We start from the raw sequence: 25,804 nt of genomic DNA, 5'->3' as shown, positions 1-25,804 counted from the left end.
GGAAGCCATATAACTTGTTGTTCATGAAGGCTGTCAAATCGAGGGCAGGGCACTCGCCCGATCGAGGAGCAGGGTTCGCTCCCTGGTGTTCTCCGTCAGCTCCGCCGCCCGCAGGAACTCCGTCCGCGCTTCGTCGTGGCGGCCCAGCTTGGCCAGGAGATCGGCTTTTACGCTCGGCAGCCGGTGGTAGTTCTTCAGTGCGGGCACCTCGCTGAGCTGCTCGACCAGCTCAAGGCCCGCCGCGGGCCCGAACGCCATGCCCAGCGCCACCGCACGGTTCAGCTCCACCACCGGCGACGGGGTGAGCAGCGCCAGCGCCTGGTACTGCGCGGCGATGCGGACCCAGTCGGTCTCCTCGGCGGTGCGCGCTCGCGCGTGACAGGCGGCGATCGCGGCCTGCACGGTGTAGGGGCCGCGCGGATGGCCGAGCTGTTCCGCGCGTTCCAGCGCCGCCAGGCCGCGGCCGATCAGCAACCGGTCCCAGCGCGAACGGTCCTGCTCCAGCAGCAGCACCGGCGTCCCGTCCGGCCCGGTCCTGGCCCGGGTGCGGGAGGCCTGGATCTCCATCAGCGCCACCAGGCCGTGCACCTCGGCCTCGGCCGGCACCAGTCCGGCGAGCACCCGGCCCAGCCGCAACGCCTCCGCGCACAGCTCTGGGCGCAGCCAGTCCTCGCCCGCGGTCGCCGAATAGCCCTCGTTGAACACCAGGTAGACGACCTCCAGCACCGAGGACAGCCGGGCCGCGCGCTCGGCGCCCCTGGGCGTCTCGAACGGCACCTTCGCCTCGGCCAGGGTCTTCTTCGCCCGCACGATCCGCTGCGCCACGGTCGACTCGGGCACCAGGAAGGCCCGCGCGATCTCCTTGGTGGTCAGCCCGCCCAGCATGCGCAGGGTCAGCGCCACCCTGCCCTCGGTGGACAGGACGGGATGGCAGGCGGTGAAGACCAGGCGCAGCAGGTCGTCCTGGATGTCCTCGTCGATCGCGGCGGCCAGGTCGGGCTCGTCCTCGGTCGCCAGGGAACGGCCGAGCTCGGCGAGCTTGCGCTGGTAGTTCTCGTTGCGGCGGATGAGGTCCACCGCGCGGCGCCGGGCGGCGGCCATCAGCCAGGCGCCCGGGTTGCGCGGCACACCCTCCTCGGGCCACTGCTCCAGCGCGGCGACCAGCGCGTCCTGGGCCAGCTCCTCGGCAAGGCCGACATCCCGGACCAGCCGCGCGAGACCGGCCACCACCCGCGCGGACTCGATCCGCCACACCGCCTCGACCGCCCGATGGGCCTCGGTTGCCGTCACGAAGGGCCATCAGAGCAGGCCCTCCGCGACGTGGCAACCAGGGAGCCGGCCCGGCGGCCGGCGGGGTCACTTCCCGCGCTGCTGCTTCTCCACCTGCGCGCGCAGCCGCTCCTCCTGCTCCCGCAGTTCGGGGGACAGGGCGTCGCCGAAGTCGTCCTCGGTGAACACCTGGCGGATCTCCAGCTCGCCGCTTTCCATCGGAGCCCGCTTGACCCACTCGATGATCTCCTCCCGGGAGCCGACCTCGAGCAGCCAGAAGCCCGCGAGCAGCTCCTTGGTCTCGGCGAACGGGCCGTCGATCACGGTGCGCTTGTCGCCGTCGAAGGCGATCCGGACACCGTTCGAGCTGGGGTGCAGGCCCTCGCCCGCGAGCAGCACGCCGGCCTTGACCAGTTCCTCGTTGTAGCGGCCCATCGCGGCCAGTTCCGCCTCGCTGGGCATGACACCGGCCTCGGTGTCCTCGTTGGCCTTGACCAGAACCATGAAACGCATCGTCGACTCCTTCGTCGTGATCATCGGGATCGTGGGGACCCCGTTCTACCGGTGCGTCGATCGGCGAGTGCGTACTTCGACACGACTGCCGGTCTTTTTTTGGCAAGATCGGTTCATGACCGATGTGGGTGCGGTGTTCGACGCGGGACGCGCGGAGTTCGTGGACTGGTCGCCGCTGCTGTGGGGCCCGATGGGCTCGGCGACAGCAGAGGCGGCCGGGCTCGAACCCGGCGACCGGGTGCTCGACGTGTGCTGCGGGGCAGGCGCCTCCGCGCTGCCCGCGGCCGAACTGGTCGGCGAAGCGGGACTGGTGCACGGGCTGGACCTGGCAGGCGAGCTGCTGGCCTACGCGCGCAAGGTGGCCGCCCGGCGCGGGCTCCGCCAGGCCGAGTTCTTCGAGGCCGACGCCACGGTCTGGGAGGCGCCCGACGGCGAGCCCTACGACGTGGTGCAGTGCGCCTACGGCGTGTTCTTCCTGCCCGAGATGGACGCCGCGGCAGGCAAGCTGCTCACGCTGGTCCGGCCCGGCGGCAAGTTCGTGGTCACCACCTGGGCGGATGCCGCCACCGAGGGGTTCGGCTCCGAGCTGGTCGACGCGGTGCGGGTGTACAAGCCGGAGCTGCCGATCAACTCGCCGGTCAACCTGGCCGCCCAGCGCATCAACACCGAGGAGAAGCTGGCCGGCTGGCTGGCCGGGCTCGGGCTGTCGGAGGTGGCGGTGCGCAAGGTGGATCTGCGCATCCCGATCGACGAGCAGCTGGCGTGGAGCTTCGTGCTCGGCACCGGCATGCGCGCCCGGCTGGCCGGGCTGACCGAACGGCAGGTGGAGGCGGTCCGCGCGGACTTCCTGCACCGGCTGGCCGCGGCCGGCATCAACGACCTCGGCGCGGACTCGCTGATCGCCGTCGGCACCCGCTGACCTGCTCACCAGCCAGTCCTTGACCGGGCACCTACCACACGGAGGGGAGTAACAAGGCCCGTTCGGCCCAGCGCGCTGGCGCGGACCCGTAAGCTGCTTCGGTGTCCGTTGCCCGCGCCGAACGCCTGGTGAACCTGGTCCTCTGCCTGCTGTCGACCCGGCAGTACCTGACCGCCGACCGGATCCGGTCGATCGTGCCCGGGTACACCGACGCGGCCAACCAGGAAGCCTTCTTCCGCATGTTCGAGCGGGACAAGGCCGAACTGCGCGACCTGGGCGTGCCGCTGGAGACCGGCAGGCACTCGGCGTTCGACCCCGAGGGCTACCGGATCGCCCGGCGCGACTACGAGCTGGGCGAGATCGACCTGGAGCCGGATGAGGCCGCGGCCGTGGCGCTGGCGGTGCGGCTCTGGGAGTCGCCGGAGCTGACCGGCGCCGCGCACGGCGCGCTGGTGAAGCTGCGCGCGGCCGGGGTCGACGTGGACCAGGCGGCGCCGTCGATCGTGGAGCCCAAGGTGCGGGCGAACGAGCCGGCGTTCGGGCCGCTGCTGGCCGCGGTGCACGCCGGGAAGGTGGTCGGCTTCGACTACCGCAAGCAGAGCGCGCCCGAACCGGAACGGCGGACCGTCGAGCCGTGGGGCGTGGTGTCCTGGCGCGGGCGCTGGTACCTGGTCGGGCAGGATCGGGACCGGAACGCGCCGCGCTGCTTCCGGCTGTCCAGGGTGGTCGGCATTCCCAAGGCCACCGGGCGGGACGGGGCGGTGCGCCGGCCGGAGGGTGTGGACCTGCTGCATTTCGTCGCCGGTGACCAGGACAACGCGCCGCAGTCGGCCCCGGCCAGGGTCTGGGTGGCGCTGGAGCGGGCGCACGGGTTGCGGCGGCGGGCCAAGGCGGTGGAGGCGATGGAGCTGGACGGCGAAGCCGGCGAGGTGATGGAGATCGACCTGGTGTACCCGAACTCGGCGGCCAGCTGGATCGCCGGGTACGGGCCGGATGTGGTGGTGCTGGAACCGGAGTCGCTGCGCACGCACGTGCACCAGCTGCTCGCCGGTGCGGCGGGTGAGGTCCGATGACCGCCTCCTCCTCCACCGAGCGGCTGCCCAGGCTGCTGTCCCTGGTGCCCTACTTCCTGGCCCGGCCGGGAGTGCTGATCTCCGAGGCCGCCGCCGACTTCGGCGTCACCGCGCAGCAGCTGCGCAAGGACCTGGAGCTGCTGTGGATGTGCGGGCTGCCCGGGTACGGGCCGGGTGACCTGATCGACCTGTCCTTCGACGGGGACACCGTCACGGTCACCTACGACGCGGGCATGAACCGGCCGCTGCGGCTGACCGCCGAGGAGGCGACCGCGCTGCTGGTGGCGCTGCGCGCGCTGGCCGACACCCCCGGCGTCGCCGACACCGACGCGGTGCGCCGCACCCTGGCCAAGATCGAGTCCGCGGTGGGCCAGGCCCAGCCCGCCGGTGTGGTGGTCGGCCTGGCCGGGCGGGAGAGCCGGGCGACCGCCGAGGTGCGCGAGCCGTTGCAGCGGGCGCTGCAGGACCGGCGCGCGGTGCGGCTGCGGTACTACACGATCTCCCGGGACGAGATCAGCGACCGGGTGGTGGACCCGATGCGCCTGCTGCTGGTCGACGGCCGCAGCTACCTGGAGGCCTGGTGCCGCCGGGCCGAGGGCATGCGGCTGTTCCGGCTGGACCGCATCGACGAGGTGGACGTCCTGGACGAGCCCGCCACGCCCCCGCCGCACGCCGAGCCCACCGACGTCTCCGAGGGCCTGTACCGCCCGGAGCCGGACCAGCACGTGGCGATGCTGGTGCTGGAGCCGGACGCGCGGTGGGTGGCCGAGTACTACCCGGTGGACGAGGTGACCGAGCTGGGCGACGGCCGGGCCAGGGTGCTGATGCGCTACACCGACGAGTCCTGGATGGTCCGGCTGATGCTGGGGCTGGGCCGGGACGTGCACGTGGAGCGGCCGGAGGAGCTGGCCGGGCAGATCAGGGAACGGGCGCGGCAGGCGCTGCGCCGGGCGAGCCTGGCGCCGGTGGACTGAGCCGGCCGGGCCGGGCGGCGGTGCGCGAGCTGCTCCGGGGCTGGTGGCTTGCCGGGGGAGTTGCTGGTCGGGCATACTCTGCCGCCGTATTCAAGTTTGAGCAATGGGGGCAGAGTGGACGTCAGGATCCAGGTGGGCATCGACCTGCACATCGCGGGCGAGCTGCGCACCCCGGTCGGTCCGGCCGACACCGTGCACGTGGCGGTGCCCGGCGGCTACTACGGCCGCGGCTACTGGCAGGTGCGCGCCAACGGTCCGTCCTATGTGGACACCATGGTCGGCGCGGGGCACGCGGTGCTCACCGTGGACCGGCTCGGGACCGGGGCCAGCAGCAGGCCGCCGAGTGCGGACCTGCTGGGCACGGCGCACGCCGACTCGATGCACCACGTGGTCCAGGCGTTGCGGGCGGGCGAGGTGGACGGGGTTCCTTACCGCCGGGTGGTCTTCGTGAGCCACTCGTTCAGCATCGCGCTGGCCCTCAGCCTCGCCCTGCGCCATCCGGGTGACGTGGACGGGATCATCCTCACCGGCGGCACCAACCAGCCCAACGAGAAGGTCTTCGCCGGGATCGGCGCGCACTTCCACCCGGCGAAGGAGGACCCGCGCTTTGCCGGACGGGGGCTGGACGACGGGTACCTGACCAGCATCCCGGGCACCAGGGCGGGGATGTTCCTGCACCCGGCGACCGTGGACGAGCAGCTGGTGGCGCTGGACGAGCAGCTGACCGAGCCCGATGTCATCCCCGGCTACGACACCTTTCCCGGGCCGGCGGAGTACCCGGGGATCACCGTGCCGGTGCTGCTGGTGGTGGGGGACCGGGACGTGCTGTTCACCGGGGAGGGGGCCAGCGACTGCACCAGCGCGGCGACACTGCTGGCGGGGGAGCGGCCGCTGTACGGGGACGGGGTGGCGCTGGAGGCGTTCGTGGTGCCGGAGACCGGGCACTCGCTGAACCTGCACCGGACCGCCTCGCAGTGGTACGACGTCGCCAGGGACTGGGCGCTGCGGCTGTGACGCCGCGACTACCCGCGGTGCGGATTCCGGGCGCTGTTCAAGGAGGGGTAAGACGATCGTTCTGAACCGTTCATCCCTCGGGAAACAGGTGATCGGATCCGTCGGGCGGGTCTCGTCACGGTCGGTGCGGCCAGCTACGGTGTGCTGGTGCAGTACCTGTCCCTCATGTTGCCGGTCCTCGCCGGACTGGTCGTCCTGGTGATCGTTCTGGTCCGGGTGTTCGGTGCGGTCAAACGCGCCGGGCGGGCCCAGGCCAGGTTCCAGGGCACGGTCAGGGACCGCACCGGACTGCTGCGTGCCCGCTCCGCCGCGTTGCGCGTGGCGATCATGGAGCGACGCGCTTCGACCAAGGACGACATGCCTGCCCCGCGTACCATCGGGTAGCGGGGGAGACAGGAGGAACGACCGTGCCTATCGGAGTACCTGAGCTGCTGATCATCGCTGTGGTGGTCGTGCTGCTGTTCGGCGCCAAGAAGATGCCTGACATGGCTCGTGCGGTCGGCCGCTCCATGCGCATCTTCAAGGCCGAGACCAAGACCATGCGCGAGGAGGACGGACAGGCCGAGCAGGCCCCCGCGCCCGCCCCGCAGCCTCCGGTCCAGCAGCAGCCCGCCGCGCAGCAGCCCTACACCGCCGCGCCGCAGCCGCTGCCGCCGACCCAGCCGGTCGTCCAGCAGCCCGCGCCGCAGGTCGCGCCGCCGCTGGAGCAGACCCAGGGTCGCGCTGACAACCGCTGAGCGCGGAGTAAGAGGAGACAGACTCGGTGGGGAGCGGAGAGCTCCGCCGCCGTAAAGGGCTCGGCAAGCTGTTCGGCGGCCGTCGGAAGAAGAACCCCGACGGCACGATGACGCTCATCGAGCACCTTTACGAGCTGCGGCACCGGTTGGGCGTCTCGGTGCTGGCCCTGGTGGCCGGGGCCGTGATCGCGTTCCTGTGGTGGGTGTACACGGTCGGCCCGATCCCGACGCTGGGCTCGATCGTGCTGGACCCCTACTGCGCCATCCCGGACAAGGTCTCGCTGAACGCGGGCAAGTGCCAGCTGTTGCAGACCCAGCCGTTCGAGGCGTTCATGGTCCGCCTCAAGGTCTCGCTGGCCGTGGGCGCGGTGCTGGCCGCCCCGATCTGGCTCTACCAGCTGTGGGCGTTCATCACGCCGGGGCTGTACCACAAGGAGAAGAAGTACGCCGGCGCCTTCGTCAGCTGCGCCTCGGTGCTGTTCATGCTCGGCGCGGTGCTGGCCTTCTTCATCATCCCGAAGGCGTTGATCGCGCTGGTCGGCTTCGGTGGCGAGGAGTTCGCCACCGCGCTGGCCGGTAGCAACTACATCAACTTCGTGCTCGCCCTGTTGATCATCTTCGGGGTCAGCTTCGAGCTGCCGCTGCTGGTCGTCATGCTGAACTTCGCCGGCGTGCTCACCTACGACAAGCTCCGGCGCAGCCGCCGCGGCGCGATCTTCGGCCTGTTCGTCTTCGCCGCGATCGCCACCCCCGGCACCGACCCGTTCTCCATGCTCGCCCTGGCCCTCGCGCTGTCCCTGCTGCACGAGTTCTCCATCCAGATCGCCCGGTTCCGGGACAAGCGGGCCGCGCGCAAGCGGGCCGCCGAGGGCTGGGACACCTGGAACGACGACGAGGCCTCGCCGATCGCGGCCGACACCGCGCCGGTGGAGGAGATCGAGCCGGTGCGGGCCACCCCGTCGCCGGTGGTCGACAAGCCCAGGGTCCGCTACGACGACGACGCCACGTGACGCGGCTCGCGCTGCTGGTCAGCCCGGCCTCCGGGGCCTGGTCGGCGGCGCGGGTCGCCGGATCCGTCGCCGCCGCGCTCCGGCCCGCGGTGACCGAGCTGGTACCGCTGGTCGCCAGTAGCGGCGAGCACCTGGCCGAACTCGCCAGGTCCGCGGTGGCCGGCGGGGTGGACGTGCTCGCGGTGCTCGGCGGGGACGGGGCCGCGCACGCGGCGGTGCAGGCCTGCGCAGGCACCGGCACCGCGCTCGCGGTGGTCCCGGCGGGCACCGGCAACGACCTGGCCGCCGCGGTCGGGCTGCCGCGCGGCTCGCGGGAAGCCGCCGCCGCGGTGGCCGAGGCCCTGCGCGGCGGGTCGCGGCGCACGCTGGACCTGGGGCGGATCGCCGGGGGCGGCTACTTCGCCACCGTGCTGTGCGCCGGGTTCGACGCCGCGGTCAACGAGCGCACCAACCGGATGCGCTGGCCACGCGGCCCGCGCCGCTACGACCTGGCCATCCTGGCCGAGCTGGCCGGCCTGCGACCGCGGCAGCTGCTGCTGGAGACCACGGCCGGCCGGGTCGAGGTGGAGGCCACGCTGGTCGCGCTGGGCAACACCACCAGCTACGGCGGCGGAATCCCGATCTGCCCGGACGCCGACCCCGCCGACGGCGAGCTGGACGTGACCGTGGTCGGCGCGGCCAGCCGCCGCCTGCTGCTGCGCATCCTGCCCACCCTGCGCACCGGGCGGCACGTGGACCACCCGGTGGTCCGCACGTTCCGGGCGCGGAAGGTCCAGCTCAGCGGCGACAACGGCTGGGTGGCCTACGCCGACGGTGAGCGCCAGGCCCGGCTGCCGGTGACCGTGCGCGCGGTGCCGGGGGCGCTGACCGTGGTGGCCCGCGCCGGTCGTTAGCGCGCTGACAGGCCATTGCCCTAGATTCCGCCTGGTGAGCCAGCCGCCAGTGCAGACCGCCCCGCCCGGCATCGTCACCGTGGCCGCCGTGCTCTTCGCGGTGCCCGCGGTGGTCTCACTGGGACTGGCGCTGCTGACCCTGGTGATCTCGGACAACCGCCTGCTGCACTCCCTGGTGGCGCTGGTCGTCATCCTGGTGACCTGCCTGCTGCTGCTGTGGCTGACCACGGCGTTCCACCGAGGGCGGAACTGGGCCAGGGTCGTGGTCACGGTGCTCTCGGTGTTGTACGTGCTCTACCGCCTGACACACCTGCTGCGCGGGCTCCCGGTCCCCACCAGCGACCTGCTTCCGGAGCTCGGGCTGCTGGCGATCGCCACGCTGCCTGTCGTACTCGCCTGGCGTCCGGAGGCCAACCGGTACTTCGCGCGGTGACTGTCGGGGACGTGTGAAAGTCTGAGCAGGTGGCACCAAGCCCTTCCTCCGACTCAGGCAGGTCTCCCTCGGAGGCCTTCGCCGCAGCCCGCGCCCGGTCCGCCTATCCGAAGCTGACCGACTTCATCGCGGGACTGTCCTTCGATCTGGACCCCTTCCAGCGCCGCTCCTGCGAGGCGCTGGAGGACGGACACGGTGTGCTCGTGTGCGCGCCCACCGGCGCGGGCAAGACCATCGTCGGCGAGTTCGCCGTGCACCTGGCCCTGGCCGAGGGCAAGAAGTGCTTCTACACCACGCCGATCAAGGCGTTGTCCAACCAGAAGCACGCCGACCTGTCCGCCAGGTACGGGCCCAAGCAGGTCGGGCTGCTCACCGGGGACACCTCGATCAACGGGGACGCGCCGGTGGTGATCATGACCACCGAGGTGCTCCGCAACATGATCTACGCGGGCTCCAGGGCGCTGGACAACCTCGGCTACGTGGTCATGGACGAGGTGCACTACCTGGCCGACCGCTTCCGCGGCGCGGTCTGGGAAGAGGTCATCCTGCACCTGCCCGAGCAGGTGCGCATCACCGGCCTGTCGGCCACCGTCAGCAACGCCGAGGAGTTCGGCGAATGGCTGGTCGAGGTGCGCGGGGACACCACCGTGGTGGTGGACGAGCACCGGCCGGTGCCGCTGTGGCAGCACATGCAGGTCGGCAGCAGGCTGATGGACCTCTTCGCCGAGGACTCGCGCGAAGGCCACATCCGGATCAACCCCGAGCTCAACCGGCACACCCAGGAGATGGAGCGGCGGCACCTGCCGTGGGGCAGGCCGCGGCAGGACCGGCGCGGCGGGCACGGGCCGAGGTCGGGCACGTTCCGGCCGCCCTCGCGCAACGACGTGATCCGCCAGCTCGACTCCCAGGGCCTGCTGCCCGCGATCGTGTTCATCTTCAGCCGCAACGGCTGCGACGCGGCGATGAACCAGTGCGTGCGCTCGGGGCTGCGGCTGACCACCGAGGCCGAGGTGGCCGAGATCAGGGCGATCGTCGCGGCCAAGACCGGCGGCCTGCCCGAGCACGACCTGGCCGTGCTGGGCTTCTGGGAATGGCGCGAGGCGCTGGAACGCGGCATCGCCAGCCACCACGCCGGGCTGCTGCCGGCGTTCAAGGAGACCGTGGAGGAGCTGTTCGTCCGCGGCCTGGTCCGGGTCGTCTTCGCCACCGAGACCCTGGCGCTGGGCATCAACATGCCCGCGCGGACCGTGGTGCTGGAGAAGCTGGTCAAGTACAACGGCGAGGCGCACGTCGACCTCACCCCCGGCGAGTACACCCAGCTCACCGGGCGGGCCGGGCGGCGCGGCATCGACATCGAGGGCCACGCCGTGGTGGTCTGGCAGCCCGGCATGGATCCCCGGCAGGTCGGCGGCCTGGCCTCCACCCGCACCTATCCGCTGCGCTCCTCGTTCAAGCCCGGCTACAACATGGCGGTCAACCTGGTGCAGCGGGTCGGCGCGGCCGCCGCCCGCGAGCTGCTCGAACAGTCCTTCGCCCAGTTCCAGGCCGACCGCTCGGTGGTCGGGCTGGCCAGGCGGATCGAGCGCAACAAGGAAGGCCTCGCCGGGTACGCGGAGTCGATGACCTGCCACCTCGGCGACTTCAGCGACTACGCCAACCTGCGCAAGCGCCTCTCCGAGCGGGAGAAGACCCTCGCCCGGCAGAGCAGCACGGTGCGCCGCTCGGAGGCGGCGGCCTCGCTGGAGAAGCTGCGCAAGGGCGATGTCATCGAGGTGCCCTCCGGCAGGCGCAGCGGGCTGGCCCTGGTGATCGACCCCGGCCTGGACCCCAACGGGGACCCGAGGCCGCTGGTGGTCACCGAGGACCGCTGGGCCGGGCGGCTGTCCGTGCACGACTTCCCGTCGGTGGTCGAGTCGCTGGGCTGGGTACGGCTGCCCAAGCAGGTCGACGTGCGGTCCCCGCGCAGCCGCCGGGACCTGGCCGCGACCCTGCGCAACACCGGCATCCAGCCGCCCGGCCGCGGCCGGCGCCGCTCCTCCGGCGGCGCGGTGGAGGACGCCGAGCTGGCCACCCTGCGCCGGGCGCTGCGCGCGCACCCCTGCCACGCCTGCGAGGACCGGGAGCAGCACGCCCGCTGGGGCGAGCGCTTCCACCGGTTGCAGGGCGAGACCGAGAAGCTGGAACGCCAGGTCGCGGCCACCACGCACTCGCTGGCCCGCGCCTTCGACCGGATCCGCGCGCTGCTGCGCGAACGCGGCTACCTGCGGGCGCCGCGCACCGAGGACGAGGTCGGCGAGATCGTCACCGAGCACGGGCGGCGGCTGACCCGGCTCTACAGCGAGTCCGACCTGCTGGCCGCGGAGTGCCTGCGCACCGAGGCCTGGCGGCACCTGGACCCGGCCGAGCTGGCCGCGGTGGTCTCCGCGCTGGTCTTCGAGTCCCGCCGGGACGCGCCGACCCAGCCCCGGCTGCCCGGCGGCGGGGTGGCCGAGGCGCTGGACAACACCATGCGCATCTGGGCCGAGCTGGAGGACGACGAGCGCCGCCACCGCCTGGACCGCACCAGGGAGCCCGACGCCGGGTTCGCCTGGCCGGTCTACCGGTGGGCGCGCGGGGAATCACTGGAGAAGGTGCTCAGTGCGGCCGAGGCCAACGGGCAGGAGCTTTCCGCCGGTGACTTCGTGCGCTGGTGCCGGCAGGTGGTGGACCTGTTGGAGCAGCTCAGGGACGTGCTCGGCGGGGAGGATCCGATCGGCGCCACCGCGATCAAGGCCGCCGCGTCCATCCGCCGTGGCGTGGTGGCGATGGTGACCTGATGGCAACTTGGTCGGTCGGCCGGGTACAGCCGGTCCGGCTGTGGTTTGATCGCCCGCAGCGCGTGCGGAACGGCCGCGCCAACCACGAACACGGAGGCGCAGGATGACCAGCCCGTATGGCCCGCCCGGGGAGAACAACCCGCAGCAGTGGGGCCAGCAGCCGTACGGCTCGGGTCCTGGCCAGGGCACCCCCTCCGGTGGTTTCCCGGCCGAGGGCCAGCAGCCCGGCCAGCCGGGGTACGGCCAGCAGCCCGGTTACCCGCAGCAGCCGCAGCCGGGCCAGTACGGCCAGCAGCCCGGCTACGGGCAGCAGCCGGGCCAGTACGGTCAGCCCGACCCGAACCAGCCGCAGCCCGGTCAGTACGGCCAGCAGCCTCAGCCTGGTCAGTACGGGCAGCCTCAGCCGGGCCAGCCGACCGGTCCCTACGGCCAGCCGCAGCCCGGTTTCCCCGGCCAGCCCGGTCAGCCTGGTCAGCCCGGACCGTACGGCCAGCCCGGCTACGGCGAGCAGCCCGGCTACGGGCAGCCGCCGAGCGGCCCGAAGAAGAAGTCCGCGCTGCCGCTGATCCTCGGCGGCCTCGCGGTGCTGCTGGTGGCCGCGGTCGCGGTGCTCGGCTTCGTCTGGCCCGGCTGGTTCCTGAAGAAGGTCTTCGACGAGAACGCCGTGCAGGAGGGCGTGAAGAAGATCCTCACCGAGAAGTACAACGTGCAGAAGGTGGAGGGCGCCACCTGCCCCTCCGGCCAGGCCGTCACCCAGGGCTCGACCTTCGACTGCAAGGTCAAGATCGACGGCAAGGAGAAGACCGTGACCATCACGGTCAAGAACAGCGACGCGATCTACGAGGTCAGCCTGCCCAAGTAGCACCGGGCGGGAGCGCCGACCCCGAGCCCGCCCGGCGTGCGGGGTCGGCGCGCGGGCCAGGTGGCAGCCCTGACCCGGCCCCACCGGGCGCGGCCACTGGGGGGCCGTCCGGCGAGTAGGTGCGGACCAGCGCGACGGCGGCCCCCAGGAACGCCTCCGCGCCGGTCCACGCGGGCGGGGCTTCCTCCCCAGGAGCGTGCCGCCCGCGTGTCAGCAATCCTGGCCGAATCCGGACCCGGCGTCGTTGACTGCCAACGCACCGGCGTTGACCGTGCGGGCACAACGGACTACTCCGTCCGGCTCAGCGAGCTGGCCTGGACGAGCCTGCGGTACGCACCCGGCGGCAGGCCGAAGGCGGCGCGGAAGACCCTGGTGAAGTGGGCGCTGTCGGTGAAGCCCCAGCGGCGGGCCACCGCGTGCGCCGGCCGCTCCCGCAGCAGCGGGTCGCCCAGGTCGCGGCGGCAGCGTTCCAGGCGCTGGTCCCGGATCCAGCCCGCCACGGTCTGGCCTTCCTGCTGGAACAACCGGTGCAGGTAGCGCACGGAGATGTGGTGCGCGGCGGCGACCGTGGCCGGGTCCAGCGCGGGATCGGCCAGGTTGGTCCGGATGAACGCGCACACCGCGGCGAACAGCGCCGCAGGGTGGGCCTCCGGCGCGCTCGGCGTGCCCCGCACCCGCGCGCTGAGCACGTTGAGCAGGTCCAGGGTGGCCCCGGCCAGCCGGTCCGCCTCGGCGGCCCGGCCGGCGGGCAGTCCGCCCAGCTCCCGCAGGCAGCCCGCGACCAGGGCGCCGACGCCGCGGTCGGCCGGGATCCGGGTCGAGGTCAGCGACTCCAGGCCGGCGAGCCCCAGCTTGCGCGGGAACTGCAGGAACAGCGAGGTCGACGCGGTCACCTCGCCGGTGAACGGGGCGGAGGTGTGGTGCAGCAGCAGGTCGCCCGCGCTGAACTCGTCGGCGCGGCCGTCCTGGGTGAACCGGCAGACGCCCTCGGCGAGCAGGATCAGGTGCCAGCGTTCCGGGTCCGAGTGCCGGATCTGGGCCTGGGTGCGGGCCAGGCGCACCGGCTGCAGGTCCTCGGTGGTCATCACCAGGCTGCCCAGGTTCAGCACCCGGCTGGTGCTGCGGAACTCGGCGGCCTCCGGCACGCTGACCGTGGTCGCGCCCCAGCCGATCTCGGCGAGGCGGTGCCAGTGCGGGAGCCGCTCCTCGGCGGGCAGGTCGTCCGTTCGCAGCCAAGTCTCGATCATCGGTCCGCCTGGGTTAGTGCGCTGTCCGCGCGCTGCCTGGGCAGTTGCGCGAGTTTGCGGTACTCCCCGGGTGGCAGGCCGAAGGCGGTGCGGAAGACCCTGGTGAAGTGGGCGTCGTTGGTGAAGCCCCAGCGGCGGGCCACCGCGTGCACCGGCCGTTCCCGCAGCAAGGGGTTGCCGAGGTCGCGGCGGCAGTGTTCCAGGCGCTGGTCCCGGATCCAGCCTGCCACGGTCTGGCCCTGCTGTTGGAACAACCGGTGCAGGTAGCGCACGGAGATGTGGTGCGCGGCGGCGATCGTGGCCGGGTCCAGGCCGGGGTCGGCCAGGTGTCGCTGGGCGAAGGCGCGCACCTGGCCCAGCAGCGCGGCCGGGGTGGTGGTGGCCGGACGTTCGGTGCCGAGTTCCCGGTGGCAGAGCGCGGCCAGCAGGTCCAGGGTGATGCCGGCCAGCCGGGCCGCCTCCTCGGCGCGGTCACCGGGCAACGCGGCCAGCTCCCGCAGGCTGCCGGCCACCAGCGCGCCCAGGCCGCCGCGTGCGGACAGCGTGGCCGCGACGAGGCCGGTGGCCACCTGGGGCAGCAGGGTCCGCGGGAAGTGCAGGATGCTGGAGCGGCCGTGGTTCACCGCCGCGGTCACCGAGGGCGCCGAGGAGGGGTAGATGATCAGGTTGCCCGGGGTGAGCTCGATCTGCCGCTCGTCCTGCTCGTACCGGACCACGCCCTCCTCCAGCAGGGTGAGGTAGTAGCGCTCCTCGTCGTGCCTGCGCACGTGCGCGGGGGTGCGCACGATGGAGAACGCCGACTTGGTGTCGGTGACCACGCCCATCGCGCCCAGGTCGAGGGCCCGGCCCTCGGCGTGGAAGTCGCCCGGCCCCGGGTTGTCGATGCGGGCCGCGCCGCACAGGCTGCTGGCCAGCTGGTGCCAGTAGTCGAAGCGCTCGTGCGGGGGCACGTCCGCGGTCCGGAACCAGGTCTCGATCATGCTGCCCCGTCCCGAGCTTGTTCGAGACGACCGTTGAGCGGTTGCGCGAGCTTGCGGTACTCCCCGGGTGGCAGGCCGAAGGCGGCACGGAACGCGCGGCTGAAGTGGGCGCTGTCGGTGAAGCCCCAGCGGCGGGCCACCGCGTGCGCCGGCCGGTCCCGCAGCAGGGGGTCGGCGAGGTCGCGGCGGCAGCGTTCCAGGCGCTGGTCCTTGATCCAGCCGGCCACGGTCTGGCCTTCCTGTTGGAAGAGCCGGTGCAGGTAGCGCACGGAGATGTGGTGCGCGGCGGCGATCATGGCCGGGTCCAGGGCGGGGTTGGCGAGGTTCTTCTGGGCGAAGGCGCGCACCTGGCTGAGCAGCGCGGCCGGGGTGGTGGTGGCCGGGCGTTCGGTGCCCAGTTCCCGGTGGCAGAGCGCGGCCAACAGGTCCAGGGTGATGCCGGCCAGCCGGACCGCCTCCGCATCGCGGTCGCCGTTCAGCACGGCCAGTTCGCGCAGGGCGCCCGCGACCAGCGCGCCGAGCCCGCCGCCCGCGGGGAAGCAGACCCCCAGCAACTCGCCGGCCACCGGTGGCAGCAGGGTGCGCGGGAAGTGCAAGTTGATCGACCGGCCCACCGTGCCACCGTGGGTGACCGACGGGGTCCTGCTGTGGTGCACGATCAGGTCGCCAGGACGGCGCACCCCGGACCGGCCGTCCTGATCGAAACCGACCGAGCCCTCCTCGAGCAGGATCAGGTAACAGCGGTCCGGGTCCTCGCGGCGCACGTGCGCGGTGGTGCGCACCAGGGAGAACGGCGACTGGTGCTCCAGCACCACGCCGAGCTCGCCCATGGTCAGGGCCCGGATCTCGGAGTGGAACACCCCGGGGGCCAGCGGTTCGATGGCGGCCTCGCCGCACAGGCGGGCGGCCAGCTCCCGCCAGTAGTCGAGTCGTTCGGGCGCGGGCACGTCCGCGGTCCGGAACCAGGTCTCGATCATGCTTCCCCACCCCGAGCTTGTTCGAAACGACCCCTGAGCCAAGCATGCCGAAATCGGCGCGGGGGAGTGAATGGCAGTGTCCTGCCGGTTAAACCATTCGTCAGAACGAGGCGGGCGGGGCACGATCGGCTGGTGACCGATCACGAGGTACAGGTGCTGGCCGCGGCCGAGGTACGGGCCGCGCACACCCTCTTCCGCGCCGCCATGCACCACCCGCCGGCTTCGGACGAGCAGTGGGAGCACTCGCAGCGCGCCTACGTGCCCGGCCGCACGCTGGGGGTGCGCAGCGGTGACCTGCTGGTGGGCACCACCACCTCGTTCCCGGCGCCGCTGACCGTGCCCGGCCGGACCGGGGTGCCGCACGCCGGGGTCACCAGGGTCGGTGTGCGCGCCGACCACACCCGGCGCGGGGTGGTCACCGAGCTGATGCGCAGCCAGCTGCGTGACCTGGCCGAACGCGGTGAGGTGCTGGCCAGCCTGCGGGCCAGCGAGGCCGCCATCTACGGGCGCTTCGGCTACGGCGTGGCCAGCAGGGGACGCGATCTCGCCGTGCGCACCGCGCGAGCCAAGCTGCACCCCGGCGCGCCGGTCACCGGCGAGGTGCGGCTGCTCGCGCCGGAGGAGCTGGAGACGCTGCTGCCCTCGGTCTACGACGGGCTGGACCGCTCCCGGCCCGGCTGGCAGGAGCGTTCCGGGCACTACTGGTCGCTGGCGCTGGCCCGGCACCGCGGCGGCGATGAGTACCTGGTCGGCGCGGTGCACCTCGGACCGGCGGGGCCGGACGGCTATGTGGTGTACACGACCGGCCGCAACGAGCGGGGCCGGTACCTGGAGATCAGGGACCTGCACGCGGACAACCCTGGCGCGCAGGCCGGGCTGTGGCGGTTCCTGCTCGGCGTGGACCTGGCGGTTGAGGTGGTCACCGACGACCCGCTGGCCATGGACCTGCCACTGGAGGCGCTGCTGACCGACCGGGACGCGGTGCGCACCACCGGCGTGACCGACGAGATCTGGCTGCGGCTGGTCGACGTGCCCGCCGCGCTGGCCGCGCGGACCTATGGCGCGGCCGAGCCGGTGGTGGTCTCGGTGCGGGACCGGTTCCTGCCCGGCAACACCGGCCACTACCTGATCAGCCCGGACGGGGCGGCCCGGACCGAGGCGGCCGCGCAGCTGGAGCTCGACGCCGACGTGCTCGCGATGATCTACCTCGGCGACAGCAGGCCGAGCCAGCTGGCCGCGGCCGGACGGATCACCGTGGCCGCGCCGGAAGCCCTCGCCGAGGCCGACCGGTTGTTCGCCGGCGACCGCGTGCCGTGGTCCGGGACCTTCTTCTGAGGTGCCTCGCTGGGCCGGGTGAGATCGGGATACTGTGGCTGAATGGGGTTGTTCGGTTGGGGGAAGAGGTCGGCCGCCGGTAAGGAAGCGGCCCTGCCAAGACCGCTGATGGTCCAGGACCGCGCCTACCACGACCCGGTGCTGGACGCCGCGGTCGCCGAGCTGGGCGAGGGCAGCCTGCAGGCCGGGCTGACCGTGCTGGCCGAATGCCGCGAAGACCCCGAGACCCGCACCCTGCGCGCCGCGATGCTGGGCAAGACCGTGATCGGCCACAGCGACGAGCTGACCGCCATCGCCGAACAGGCCGAGGACCCCGACCTGTGGCTGCTGGTCGGCGAGGCCCGGATCCAGGAGGCCTGGGCCATCCGCGGCTCCGGCAGCGGCTCCACCGTCGGCGCCGACCGCGCCAAGCTCTTCCACGCCACCCTGCGCCGCGCGGTGGAACCCTTGCACCGCAGCGCGAAACTGCTGCCCAAGGACGCCGCGCCGTGGGTCAGCCTGATGCCGGTGGCGCGCGGCCTGAACGTGGACCGGGAACAGAACGACGACCTCTGGCGCAAGGTCATCGACCGGGCGCCGATGCTGTACCCGGCGCACTGGCACCGCCTGCAGTACCTGGCCGCCAAGTGGGGTGGCTCGGAGGAGGAGATGCTCGCCTTCGCGCACGGCTGCGTGGACAAGGCCCCGCCGGGCAACCCGCTGGTGGCCATGCTGCCGCTGGCCTACTTCGAGACCTACCTGCCCCGGCTGCGCAAGCTGATCGAGGAACGCAGCCCGCTCAAGATCGCCACCCTGCAGGTCCGCCACTTCGCCAAGGTGGCAGGCGAGCTCGCCGACGCCGCCGACCGGTGGTGCGCCGAGGCGCAGCGGCACCCCCGGGATCTGGAGGCGCACAACCTGTTCGCGGCCGCGTTCTGCATGGCGATGGACCGGGACCGGGCCAAGGCACACCTGGCCGGGATGGGGGACCGGCTGCACCGGATCCCGTGGGGGTATCTGGGGGCGGACGCCGAAGAGGAGTACCACCAGCGGACGGCGAAGTTCCGCTGATGTCAGGGCGTCGTGCTCTCATGGATCCGTGACGGTCCTGGATCTGGTGCGCGAGCTGCCCGACATCGACACCCTGCGCGCCCGCTGCCGGGCCATCGCGGCGCTGGAGGTCGTGCTCAACGACGATCCGGGGTCCCGCTACTTCGGCTACCACCCGGACTGGGCGGAAGGCCGCGACCTGGCCTGGATGCGCAACGGCTCCGGCGATGAGTACTCGATCGTGTTCCAGGAGGCCGGGGTCTTCATCAGGGGGTTCGACCACGAGTCGGCGATGAGCCCGTTCGTCTCCGATGACGGGGAGCTGTGGCCGGGGCTGGTGGACGAGCTGCCCACCGACTTCGCGGACCTGGTGGAGGAGCCCGCGTTCTGCCTGGACGACCTGCTGGCCGCGACCGTGGTGGTGTGGCGGCGGTGGAACGGGAACCGGTGGCAGTGCGGGGAGATCGTGTTCCCGGCCGGGGACGATCCGGACGGGGCGCGCTGGCTGTTCCAGGTGGTGGCCGTGGACGGGCCCGAGGGGTATCACGGGTTCGCGCAGGACTACTACCAGCGGGAGCTGGACTACCGCGCGGTCAGGGAGGTGCTGCGCCAGGCGCCGTTGACCGCGGAGCTGACGCGGCGGCTGGCGCCCGGCGCGGACTGGGCGCGGGTGCGGCGTGAGGTCTCGGCGCTGGGCTGGCCGGTCGGTTAGCTCGCGTTCGCCTTCAGCGCCTGGAGCAGGCGGTTCAGCGAGCGGTCGATGCCCCAGCGGTGGCCGAGGGCGGCGAAGCGGGCCGGGTCGGCCGGGGTGGCCGGGAGGATGTCCTCGCGGTACATCCGGACCGGGGCGTCCACCGCGACGTTGACCACCTGGGGCGCGACCGCGAGGTAGTCGGCGGCGGCGGTCAGGCTGGTGCGGGCACGGGCGGTGAGCACCCGGTCCATCGGGTCGGACACCGCGGCCAGCAGCGCGTCCAGGGAGCCGAACTGGGTGATCAGCTTGGCCGCGGTCTTCTCGCCGATGCCCGCGACACCGGGCAGGCCGTCGCTGGGGTCGCCGCGCAGCACGGCCATGGCGGCGTAGGCCGCGCCCGCGTTCTCCTCGGGCAGGGCGTACTTGGCGGCCAGCTCCACCGGGCCGAAGGTCTCCGCCTTGGCGATGCCCTTGCCCACGTAGACCACCCGGACCGGCACCGGCGCGTCCCGGACCAGCTGGAACAGGTCGCGGTCGCCGGTGACCACCTCCACCGGGTCCTTGCTCTCGGCGAAGGCCAGCGCGCCGATCACGTCGTCGGCCTCGTAGCCCTCGGCCTCCGCGGTGGCGATGCCCGCCGCGTCCAGCACGTCCAGGATCACCGGGACCTGCGGGGTCAGCGTGTCCGGCACCTGCTCCTCGCTGCCGTCGCCCTCCTCGGCCACCCGGTGCGCCTTGTAGGAGGGCAGCGCCTGCACCCGGAACGCCGGTCGCCAGTCCGCGTCCAGGCAGGCCACCAGGCGGCCCGGCCGCCGGTCGGCGATCAGCCTGGCGACCATGTCGGTGAAACCGCGCACGGCGTTGACCGGGGTGCCGTCGGGGGCGGTCATCGACTCCGGCACGGCGTAGAAGGCCCGGAACCACAGGCTGGCCGCGTCGATCAGCACGAGGGGAGCGTTCACCCCGCACAGCCTGCCACGACCCTCCGACAAAAATCGCCAAGAACCCTTTGCAAAGAGTCCTTGGCGATTGTACGGTGCTGCCCGTGAGCGAAGACGAGCGTCCGCTGGAACGGGCCACCCAGCTGAACGCGCGCACCCTGCGCGGCCTGGCCCACCCGCTGCGGCTGGAGATCCTGGGCCTGCTGCGCGCCGACGGTCCGGCCACCGCCTCCGGCCTGGCCGAGCGGCTGGGGGAGAGCTCCGGCACCACCAGCTGGCACCTGCGCCAGCTCGCCGAGTACGGGTTCATCGAGGAGGAGCCCGAGCGCGGCAGCCGCCGGGACCGCTGGTGGCGGGCCCGGCACCAGCTGACCTCCTTCGAGATCGGCGACCTGCTCGAGGACCCGGCGGCCCAGGGCGCGATGGGCGCGTTCCTGCACGAGATCGTCGACATCTACTACCGCAAGGCCAGCCAGTACGTGGGCGAGATGGCGAGCTGGCCGAGGGAGTGGATCGACGCCGCCGCGCTCTCCGACCGGCTCATGTGGCTGACCCCGGAGGAGCTGACCGCGCTCAACGCCGAGCTGGAGCAGGTGCTCGACCGCTACGAACGTCCGCGCCGCGAAGGCGACACCTCGGTGGTCACCCAGTGGCAGTCCTTCCCGCGCCGGGGCAAGAAGGAGGAAGCGTGATCGTCGAGGACCTCGCGCCCGCGCCGGTGCGCCGCCGCGCGCCGCTGGTGGCGCTGTTCGCGGCCAACGGGGTGTCGGTGTGCGGCACCATGATGACCTTCCTGGCCATCCCCTGGTTCGTGCTGGAGACCACCGGCAGCTCGACCCAGACCGGCCTGGTCGCCGCGGTCGAGCTGGTCGCGGTGGTGGCCTCCTCGGCGCTGGGCGGGCCGATGGTGGCCCGCTTCGGCGCGCGCGGGGCCAGCGTGCTCTCCGACCTGCTGGCCGCGCTGGCGGTGCTGGCCATCCCGGTGCTGCACCTGACCGTCGGACTCGCCCTGTGGCAGCTGGTGCTGCTGGTCGCGGTGCTCGGGATCAGCCGGGCGCCGGGGGAGACCGCGCGCTCGACGGTCGTGCCGGAGCTGGCCAAGCTCGGCGGCACCCCGCTGGAGCGGGCGGCCAGCGCCGCGGACGGGGCCTCCCGCGCGGCCAAGATGGTCGGGCCGATGCTGGCCGGGGTGCTGATCGCGGTCACCGGCGCGGCCGAGGTGCTGTTCGTGGACGCGGCCACCTTCCTGGTCTCCGCGCTGCTGGTCGGGCTGTTCGTGCCCGGCGTGCACCCCGACGACGTGCCGGCCAAGCGCGGCGCGCGGGCCTACCTGGGCGATCTGCGCGCCGGGGTCGGCTACCTGCGCAAGGACCGGCTGATCGGCGCGATCACGCTGATGCTGATGGTCACCAACCTGATGGACGCCGCGATCTACTCGGTGCTCTTACCCCGCTACGCCAAGGACGTGCTGGGCAGCAGCGTCGCCCTGGGCGTGGTCACCGGCGTCTTCGGCGGGGCGGCGCTGGTGGGCACCGTGCTCTACGGCTGGCTCGGGCCGCGGCTGCCGCGCTGGCCGGTCTACACCCTGGCCTTCCTCGCCGTCGGTGCGCCCAAACAGCTCCTGCTGATCGCCGAACCGGGGATGTTCGCGCTGGTCGCCGGCTTCGTGGCGATCGGGCTGCTGTGCGGGGCGATCAACCCGATCCTGACCGTGGTGGAGTACGAGCGGATCCCGGAGGCGCAGCGGCCGGTGGTCTTCGGCGTCACCGCCGCGGGCTGCGCGGCCGGGATGCCGGTGGGCACCGTGCTGGCCGGACTGTCGGTGGACCACCTCGGCCTGGGCGTCACCATGTGGCTCACCGGCGGGCTGTACCTGGTTGCCACGTTGTGTCCGCTGGTCTTCCGGGTGTGGCGGCAGATGGACCGCATAAAGTAGCGCCTATGTCGACGACGACCGGAAGAGTGGACGTTCAGGCGCACACCGCCAGGCTGGAGCGCGCGGCCGCCGCCGCGACCGCCGCCGGGGTGGACGCGCTGCTCGTCGCTGGGGGCTCGGACCTGCGTTACCTGCTCGGCGCGGGCGGGGAGTCCTTCGAGCGGCTCACCTGCCTGGTGCTGCCGGCCGAGGACGGCGCGCCGCCCGCGCTGGTGCTGCCCAAGCTGGAAGCCCCTGGTTACAGCGCGCTGCCGCTGGCCGAGCTGGGGGTGGAGCTGGTCACCTGGGTCGACGGCGAGGACCCGTACCGGCTGGTCGCCGACCTGCTGCGGTGCACGGGCCAGGCGCCGTCGCGGGTCGCGGTGGCCGATGCGATGACCGCCCGGCACGTGCTGCCGCTGCGGGCCGCGCTGCCCGGGGCCGAGCAGGTGCTGGCCGGGCCGGTGCTGCGCGAGCTGCGGATGCGCAAGGACGCCAGCGAGATCGCCGGGCTGCGCAAGGCCGCCGAGGCCATCGACCGGGTGCACGCCCGGATGGCCGAGTGGCTCAAGGTCGGGCGCACCGAGGCCGAGGTGGGCGCGGACATCGCGGCCGCGATCGTGGCCGAGGGGCACACCCACGCCGAGTTCGTCATCGTCGGCTCCGGGCCCAACGGCGCCAGCCCGCACCACTCGCTGTCCGACCGGGTGATCCAGGCCGGGGACGTGGTGGTGGTCGACATCGGCGGCCCGGTCGCCGAGGGCTACAACTCCGACTGCACCCGCAACTACGTGCTCGGCGAGCCCGCGCACGCCGACGTGGCCACCGGCTACGCCGCGCTGCTGGCCGCCCAGGAGGCATCGGTGCGCGCGGTCCGGCCCGGCGTGACCGCCGAGTCGGTGGACGCCGCCGGCCGCCAGGTGCTGGAGCAGGCCGGGCTCGGCGAGTACTTCGTGCACCGCACCGGCCACGGCATCGGCCTCGAGGTGCACGAGGAGCCCTACATCGTGGCGGGCAACGACCTGGTGCTGGAGCCGGGCATGGCCTTCAGCATCGAGCCGGGGGTGTACCTGCCCGGCCGGTGGGGCGCGCGGATCGAGGACATCGTGGTCGTTACGGAAACCGGTGTCCAGCGACTGAACAACCAGCCCCATGACCTGGTATCACTACCCGCGTGACGAATCTTGAGCCGATCGACCGCGCGATCCTGCGGGTGCTGTCCGAGGACGGCCGCTGCAGTTTCACCGATCTCGCGGAGAAGGTGGGGCTGAGTGTCTCGGCCGTGCACCAACGGGTGCGACGGCTGGAACAGCGCGGGGTGCTGCGCGGCTACGCGGCCAGGCTCGACCACGAACAGGTCGGCCTGCCGCTGACCGCGTTCATCTCGCTCACCCCCATCGACCCCTCGGCTCCTGATGACTACCCGCAACGCCTGGCCGCCCTGCCCGAGGTGCAGTCCTGCTACTCGGTGGCCGGGGACGAGTCGTACATCCTGCTGGTCCGGGTGGCCAGGGCGACGGCACTGGAGGATCTGCTGCGGCGGATCCGCGAGGTCGCCAACGTCTCCACCCGGACCACGGTTGTGCTGTCCACGCCGTATGAGGACCGGCCACCAGCTGTCTAGATAACGGCCGTGCCTACACTCCGCTCACATGGGGAGTGACGAGCTGATCGCGGGGCGTTACCGGCTGCTGGCGAAGCTGGGCAGCGGCGGCCAGGGCGAGGTCTGGCGGGCCCGCGACGTCGAGCTCAAGCGCATCGTGGCGATGAAGCGCTCCCGCGTGGCCGACCGGGAGCAGATCCGGCGGGAAGCGATCCAGGGCGCCGCGCTCGACCACCCGAACGTGATCTCGGTGCTCACCTCGTTCACCGAGGGCGAGGACCACTGGGTGGTCACCGAGTACCTGGACTCCCGCGACCTGGCCAAGATCGTGCGGGAGGACGGCAGGCTGGCCCCGGAGCGGGCGGCGAGGATCGGCGAGCAGTTGGCCGCCGCGCTCACCGCCATCCACCGGGCCGGCATCGTGCACCAGGACGTCAAACCGGCCAACGTGCTCGTCACCGCGACCGGCCAGGTCAAGCTCACCGACCTGGGCATCGCCCGCTGGGCCGAGGAGACCGGCGACCGCGAGGGCGCCTCGGACCTCACCCCCGGCTACGTCGCCCCCGAGGTCGCCAACCGGCAGATCGCAACCAGCGCCTCGGACGTCTTCGCCCTGGGCGCCACCCTCTTCGCTGCGGTGGAGGGCCAGTCGCCGTGGGGCGGATCGGGGCCGCAGGGCCAGCTCGCTCGCGCGGGCGCCTACGACCTGGAGCCGCACCACCAGGACGGTCCGCTGGGCAAGGTGCTGGATGTGTTGCTGCACAAGGATCCCCGCCGCAGGCCCAGCGCGGAGGCGGCCCGGGCCATGCTCGCCGAGGTGGCCAACGGCCTGGAGCTGACCATCCGCGTCCCGCCGTCGCCGCGCCGCCGCTGGCCGGTCTACCCCGCCGCGGCCGCCGCGGTGCTGGTGGTGGCCGCGGCCGTGGTGTTCTGGCCGAGGGCCGGTTCGCTGCCCGAGGACCGGGTGCACCTGCTGGGAGACCTGCGCAGCGCCGACCCGTGCGCGTTGGTCGACCCGGCCGCGCTGAGCCGCTTCGGCCAGACCGCCATGGCGGGCGACTACGGCAGCTTCAACCGCTGCGACGTGCTCGTCCGGCCGAAACCCGACGACCCGGCCGACGAGGTGGTCGCGAAGGTGCGGCTGCTCGGCTACGCGGGTGTCAACACGCCGACGCCGACGGCCACCGCGATCGGCCCGATCGCGCGCCCGGCGCTCAAGGGCGACCGGTGCGAACGCGTGGTGCACCTGCCCGACGGACACCGCATCCGGGTGGAGGCCGAGCACCGCCAGGACCGGCCGGCCCCGCTCTGCGACATGGCGGAGGCCCTGACCAACGGGGTGCTGCTGGCGCTGCACCAGGGCCAGGTCAAGCGCAGGCCCACCGAGGCCGCGGCGAACTCGCTGCTGCGGGTGGACGCCTGCGCGCTGCTCAGCCGCGAGGACCTGGCGCCGGTGGTCGGCGAGGCCGGGGCCGACCCGGGCTACGGCAACTGGAACTGCGAGTGGGTGCGCGGCCGCCGCGAGGTCCTCATCGAGTTCGACCGCAAGCCGCCGGACACCGGGAAGCGCGACGGCAAGCGGGTCGAGCTGGGCGCGGGCGTGGAGGGCGTGGTGGCGGCCGACGACGACGGCTGCGAGGCCGACATCCGGCACCGCGAGCAGGTCGACGGCGCAGGACATCCGGTGGTCGAGCTGGTCCGGCTGCATTTGCGCGACCAGCCGCCGAGGGAACCGCTGTGCGCGCAGCTGACCGAGCTGGCCAGGGCGGTGGCCGCCAGGTTGCCGCGCTGATCAGCTGACCCCGGTGGCCTCGCGCAGGTCCGCGCCGGTGAGGTTGGCGCCGGTCAGCTGGGCCGAGGTCAGCTCCGCACCGGCGAGGTCCGCGCCGGTGAGGTTGGCCGAGGTGAGGTTCGCGCCCGTCAGGTTGGCCTGGCGCAGGCGGGTGGTCCAGGCCGCCGCGCCGTCCTCGCGGCGCAGGTCGGCCCCGGTGAAGTCGGTCTGCACCAGCACGCCGTCGCTCAGGTCGGCCGAGCGCAGCCGGGCACGGGCCAGGTTGGCCCGGCTCAGGTCGGTGCCGGTCAGGTCGGCGCGGTCCAGGTGCGCCTGGGCCAGGTCGGCCCCGGCCAGGCAGGCACGGCTGAGGTTGAGGCGGTCGCCGGAGGCGCTGCCGCGGCGGGCGATCACGGTGATCGCGGCCTGCACGTCCTCGGCCGGGCGTTGCAGGGCCTGCGCGGTGTCGCCTGCGCAGTTCTCGATCGGGGCCCTGGTGCGCACGAACGCGGTGAGCACCTGCACACCCCTGGCCGCGTCCTTGGCCGAGTCGCGGATCAGGCCGTCCAGGCCGTAGATCGCGCCCAGCCGGATGTCCGCCTTGGCCGAGCCGAGCTGGCCGACCGCCTCGGTGAACCGTTGCGCGGCTTGGGACTGCGCGGTCAGCGCGAGCTGCGCCTCGGTGGCGGCCAGCGAACGCGAGGCGATCCACAGCGTGCCCAGCGCGGCCAGGCCGACCAGTAACGCGGCCACCGGCAACAGCAGGCCGCGGGCTGCGCGCCGGGCGGGCGGCGCGGGC

Annotated in this window: 26 protein-coding genes; 19 read left to right on the top strand and 7 right to left on the bottom strand. The window is 72.9% G+C overall.

The window, feature by feature from the left end; genetic code table 11:
• Positions 1–33: 33 nt before the first annotated feature.
• Entirely contained in the window at positions 34–1,290 is a 1,257-nt protein-coding gene (locus ACWDY5_RS23905; RefSeq protein WP_449724392.1) for an RNA polymerase sigma factor, read from the bottom strand.
• A 66-nt stretch (positions 1,291–1,356) separates the two neighbouring features.
• On the bottom strand, positions 1,357–1,782 hold the full coding sequence (locus tag ACWDY5_RS23900) for a YciI family protein (protein ID WP_449724391.1): 426 nt from the start codon (positions 1,780–1,782) through the stop codon (positions 1,357–1,359).
• A 115-nt stretch (positions 1,783–1,897) separates the two neighbouring features.
• Here ACWDY5_RS23900 and ACWDY5_RS23895 point away from each other — a divergent pair, with 115 nt between their 5' ends.
• From ACWDY5_RS23895 to ACWDY5_RS23845, 11 genes are all read left to right on the top strand, one after another.
• Entirely contained in the window at positions 1,898–2,701 is an 804-nt protein-coding gene (locus ACWDY5_RS23895) for a class I SAM-dependent methyltransferase (RefSeq protein WP_449724390.1), read from the top strand.
• A 101-nt stretch (positions 2,702–2,802) separates the two neighbouring features.
• Positions 2,803–3,774, top strand: coding sequence for a helix-turn-helix transcriptional regulator (locus tag ACWDY5_RS23890; RefSeq protein ID WP_449724389.1), 972 nt, complete (start codon positions 2,803–2,805; stop codon positions 3,772–3,774).
• Positions 3,771–4,748 carry a helix-turn-helix transcriptional regulator gene (locus ACWDY5_RS23885; RefSeq protein WP_449724388.1) on the top strand — a complete coding sequence of 326 codons (978 nt, stop codon included), beginning with the start codon at positions 3,771–3,773 and terminating at the stop codon, positions 4,746–4,748. Before ACWDY5_RS23890 ends, ACWDY5_RS23885 begins: the two co-directional genes overlap by 4 nt.
• Before the next feature lie 114 nt (positions 4,749–4,862).
• Positions 4,863–5,762: an alpha/beta hydrolase gene (locus ACWDY5_RS23880; RefSeq protein ID WP_449724387.1), complete on the top strand. Its 900-nt coding sequence runs from the start codon at positions 4,863–4,865 to the stop codon at positions 5,760–5,762.
• 147 nt (positions 5,763–5,909) lie between these two features.
• Entirely contained in the window at positions 5,910–6,146 is a 237-nt protein-coding gene (locus ACWDY5_RS23875) for a bacteriophage holin (RefSeq protein WP_252484798.1), read from the top strand.
• A gap of 23 nt (positions 6,147–6,169) precedes the next feature.
• Positions 6,170–6,499: a Sec-independent protein translocase subunit TatA gene (gene tatA / locus ACWDY5_RS23870; RefSeq protein WP_252484797.1), complete on the top strand. Its 330-nt coding sequence runs from the start codon at positions 6,170–6,172 to the stop codon at positions 6,497–6,499.
• 26 nt (positions 6,500–6,525) lie between these two features.
• Complete coding sequence (gene tatC, locus ACWDY5_RS23865; RefSeq protein WP_449724386.1) at positions 6,526–7,509, top strand: twin-arginine translocase subunit TatC; 984 nt, start codon at positions 6,526–6,528, stop codon at positions 7,507–7,509.
• Positions 7,506–8,402, top strand: coding sequence for a diacylglycerol kinase family protein (locus ACWDY5_RS23860; protein WP_449724385.1), 897 nt, complete (start codon positions 7,506–7,508; stop codon positions 8,400–8,402). Before tatC ends, ACWDY5_RS23860 begins: the two co-directional genes overlap by 4 nt.
• A 34-nt stretch (positions 8,403–8,436) precedes the next feature.
• Positions 8,437–8,835: a hypothetical protein gene (locus tag ACWDY5_RS23855; protein WP_449724384.1), complete on the top strand. Its 399-nt coding sequence runs from the start codon at positions 8,437–8,439 to the stop codon at positions 8,833–8,835.
• 29 nt (positions 8,836–8,864) lie between these two features.
• Positions 8,865–11,651, top strand: coding sequence for a DEAD/DEAH box helicase (locus ACWDY5_RS23850; RefSeq protein WP_449724383.1), 2,787 nt, complete (start codon positions 8,865–8,867; stop codon positions 11,649–11,651).
• Between the two features lie 103 nt (positions 11,652–11,754).
• A complete protein-coding gene (locus ACWDY5_RS23845; protein ID WP_449724382.1) occupies positions 11,755–12,513 on the top strand; it encodes a DUF4333 domain-containing protein in 759 nt (252 codons plus the stop codon).
• 287 nt (positions 12,514–12,800) lie between these two features.
• Here ACWDY5_RS23845 and ACWDY5_RS23840 read toward each other — a convergent pair whose 3' ends face one another.
• Genes ACWDY5_RS23840 through ACWDY5_RS23830 form a run of 3 tightly spaced genes read right to left on the bottom strand, consistent with a single transcriptional unit; the run spans position 12,801 to position 15,717 of the window.
• Complete coding sequence (locus ACWDY5_RS23840; RefSeq protein ID WP_449724381.1) at positions 12,801–13,760, bottom strand: helix-turn-helix domain-containing protein; 960 nt, start codon at positions 13,758–13,760, stop codon at positions 12,801–12,803.
• The gene (locus ACWDY5_RS23835; RefSeq protein ID WP_449724380.1) at positions 13,757–14,740 is read right to left on the bottom strand and encodes a helix-turn-helix domain-containing protein; all 984 of its coding nucleotides are present in this window, start codon (positions 14,738–14,740) and stop codon (positions 13,757–13,759) included. Before ACWDY5_RS23835 ends, ACWDY5_RS23840 begins: the two co-directional genes overlap by 4 nt.
• Positions 14,737–15,717 (bottom strand): helix-turn-helix domain-containing protein, encoded by a 981-nt coding sequence (locus ACWDY5_RS23830; RefSeq protein ID WP_449724379.1) that lies wholly within the window; start codon positions 15,715–15,717, stop codon positions 14,737–14,739. Before ACWDY5_RS23830 ends, ACWDY5_RS23835 begins: the two co-directional genes overlap by 4 nt.
• 132 nt (positions 15,718–15,849) lie before the next feature.
• Here ACWDY5_RS23830 and ACWDY5_RS23825 point away from each other — a divergent pair, with 132 nt between their 5' ends.
• The 3 genes from ACWDY5_RS23825 to ACWDY5_RS23815 are packed head-to-tail and all read left to right on the top strand — an operon-like array spanning position 15,850 to position 18,793.
• A complete protein-coding gene (locus ACWDY5_RS23825; protein WP_449724378.1) occupies positions 15,850–17,052 on the top strand; it encodes a GNAT family N-acetyltransferase in 1,203 nt (400 codons plus the stop codon).
• Positions 17,053–17,094: 42 nt separating this feature from the next.
• On the top strand, positions 17,095–18,102 hold the full coding sequence (locus tag ACWDY5_RS23820; RefSeq protein ID WP_449724377.1) for a hypothetical protein: 1,008 nt from the start codon (positions 17,095–17,097) through the stop codon (positions 18,100–18,102).
• Positions 18,103–18,130: 28 nt separating this feature from the next.
• Positions 18,131–18,793, top strand: a complete 663-nt coding sequence (locus ACWDY5_RS23815; protein WP_449724376.1) for a hypothetical protein — start codon at positions 18,131–18,133, stop codon at positions 18,791–18,793.
• Here the strand turns inward: ACWDY5_RS23815 and ACWDY5_RS23810 are convergent.
• On the bottom strand, positions 18,790–19,737 hold the full coding sequence (locus tag ACWDY5_RS23810; protein WP_449724375.1) for a 5'-3' exonuclease: 948 nt from the start codon (positions 19,735–19,737) through the stop codon (positions 18,790–18,792). The genes ACWDY5_RS23815 and ACWDY5_RS23810 overlap by 4 nt on opposite strands.
• A gap of 83 nt (positions 19,738–19,820) precedes the next feature.
• Here ACWDY5_RS23810 and ACWDY5_RS23805 point away from each other — a divergent pair, with 83 nt between their 5' ends.
• Genes ACWDY5_RS23805 through ACWDY5_RS23785 form a run of 5 tightly spaced genes read left to right on the top strand, consistent with a single transcriptional unit; the run spans position 19,821 to position 25,026 of the window.
• Positions 19,821–20,408 (top strand): ArsR/SmtB family transcription factor, encoded by a 588-nt coding sequence (locus tag ACWDY5_RS23805; protein WP_449724374.1) that lies wholly within the window; start codon positions 19,821–19,823, stop codon positions 20,406–20,408.
• The gene (locus tag ACWDY5_RS23800; protein ID WP_449724373.1) at positions 20,405–21,652 is read left to right on the top strand and encodes an MFS transporter; all 1,248 of its coding nucleotides are present in this window, start codon (positions 20,405–20,407) and stop codon (positions 21,650–21,652) included. The genes ACWDY5_RS23805 and ACWDY5_RS23800 overlap by 4 nt, the downstream gene beginning before the upstream one ends.
• A gap of 5 nt (positions 21,653–21,657) precedes the next feature.
• Positions 21,658–22,809: a M24 family metallopeptidase gene (locus tag ACWDY5_RS23795; protein WP_449724372.1), complete on the top strand. Its 1,152-nt coding sequence runs from the start codon at positions 21,658–21,660 to the stop codon at positions 22,807–22,809.
• On the top strand, positions 22,806–23,255 hold the full coding sequence (locus tag ACWDY5_RS23790; protein WP_283659854.1) for an Lrp/AsnC family transcriptional regulator: 450 nt from the start codon (positions 22,806–22,808) through the stop codon (positions 23,253–23,255). Before ACWDY5_RS23795 ends, ACWDY5_RS23790 begins: the two co-directional genes overlap by 4 nt.
• 28 nt (positions 23,256–23,283) lie before the next feature.
• Complete coding sequence (locus ACWDY5_RS23785; protein ID WP_449724371.1) at positions 23,284–25,026, top strand: serine/threonine-protein kinase; 1,743 nt, start codon at positions 23,284–23,286, stop codon at positions 25,024–25,026.
• Here ACWDY5_RS23785 and ACWDY5_RS23780 read toward each other — a convergent pair.
• On the bottom strand, positions 25,027–25,804 hold a 778-nt coding region (locus ACWDY5_RS23780; RefSeq protein WP_449724370.1), incomplete at its 5' end, for a pentapeptide repeat-containing protein.

This window comes from Crossiella sp. NPDC003009, assembly GCF_053591555.1.
The sequence above is the reverse complement of the archived record's forward strand: the minus strand, read 5'-3'. Positions and strand labels throughout refer to the sequence as shown.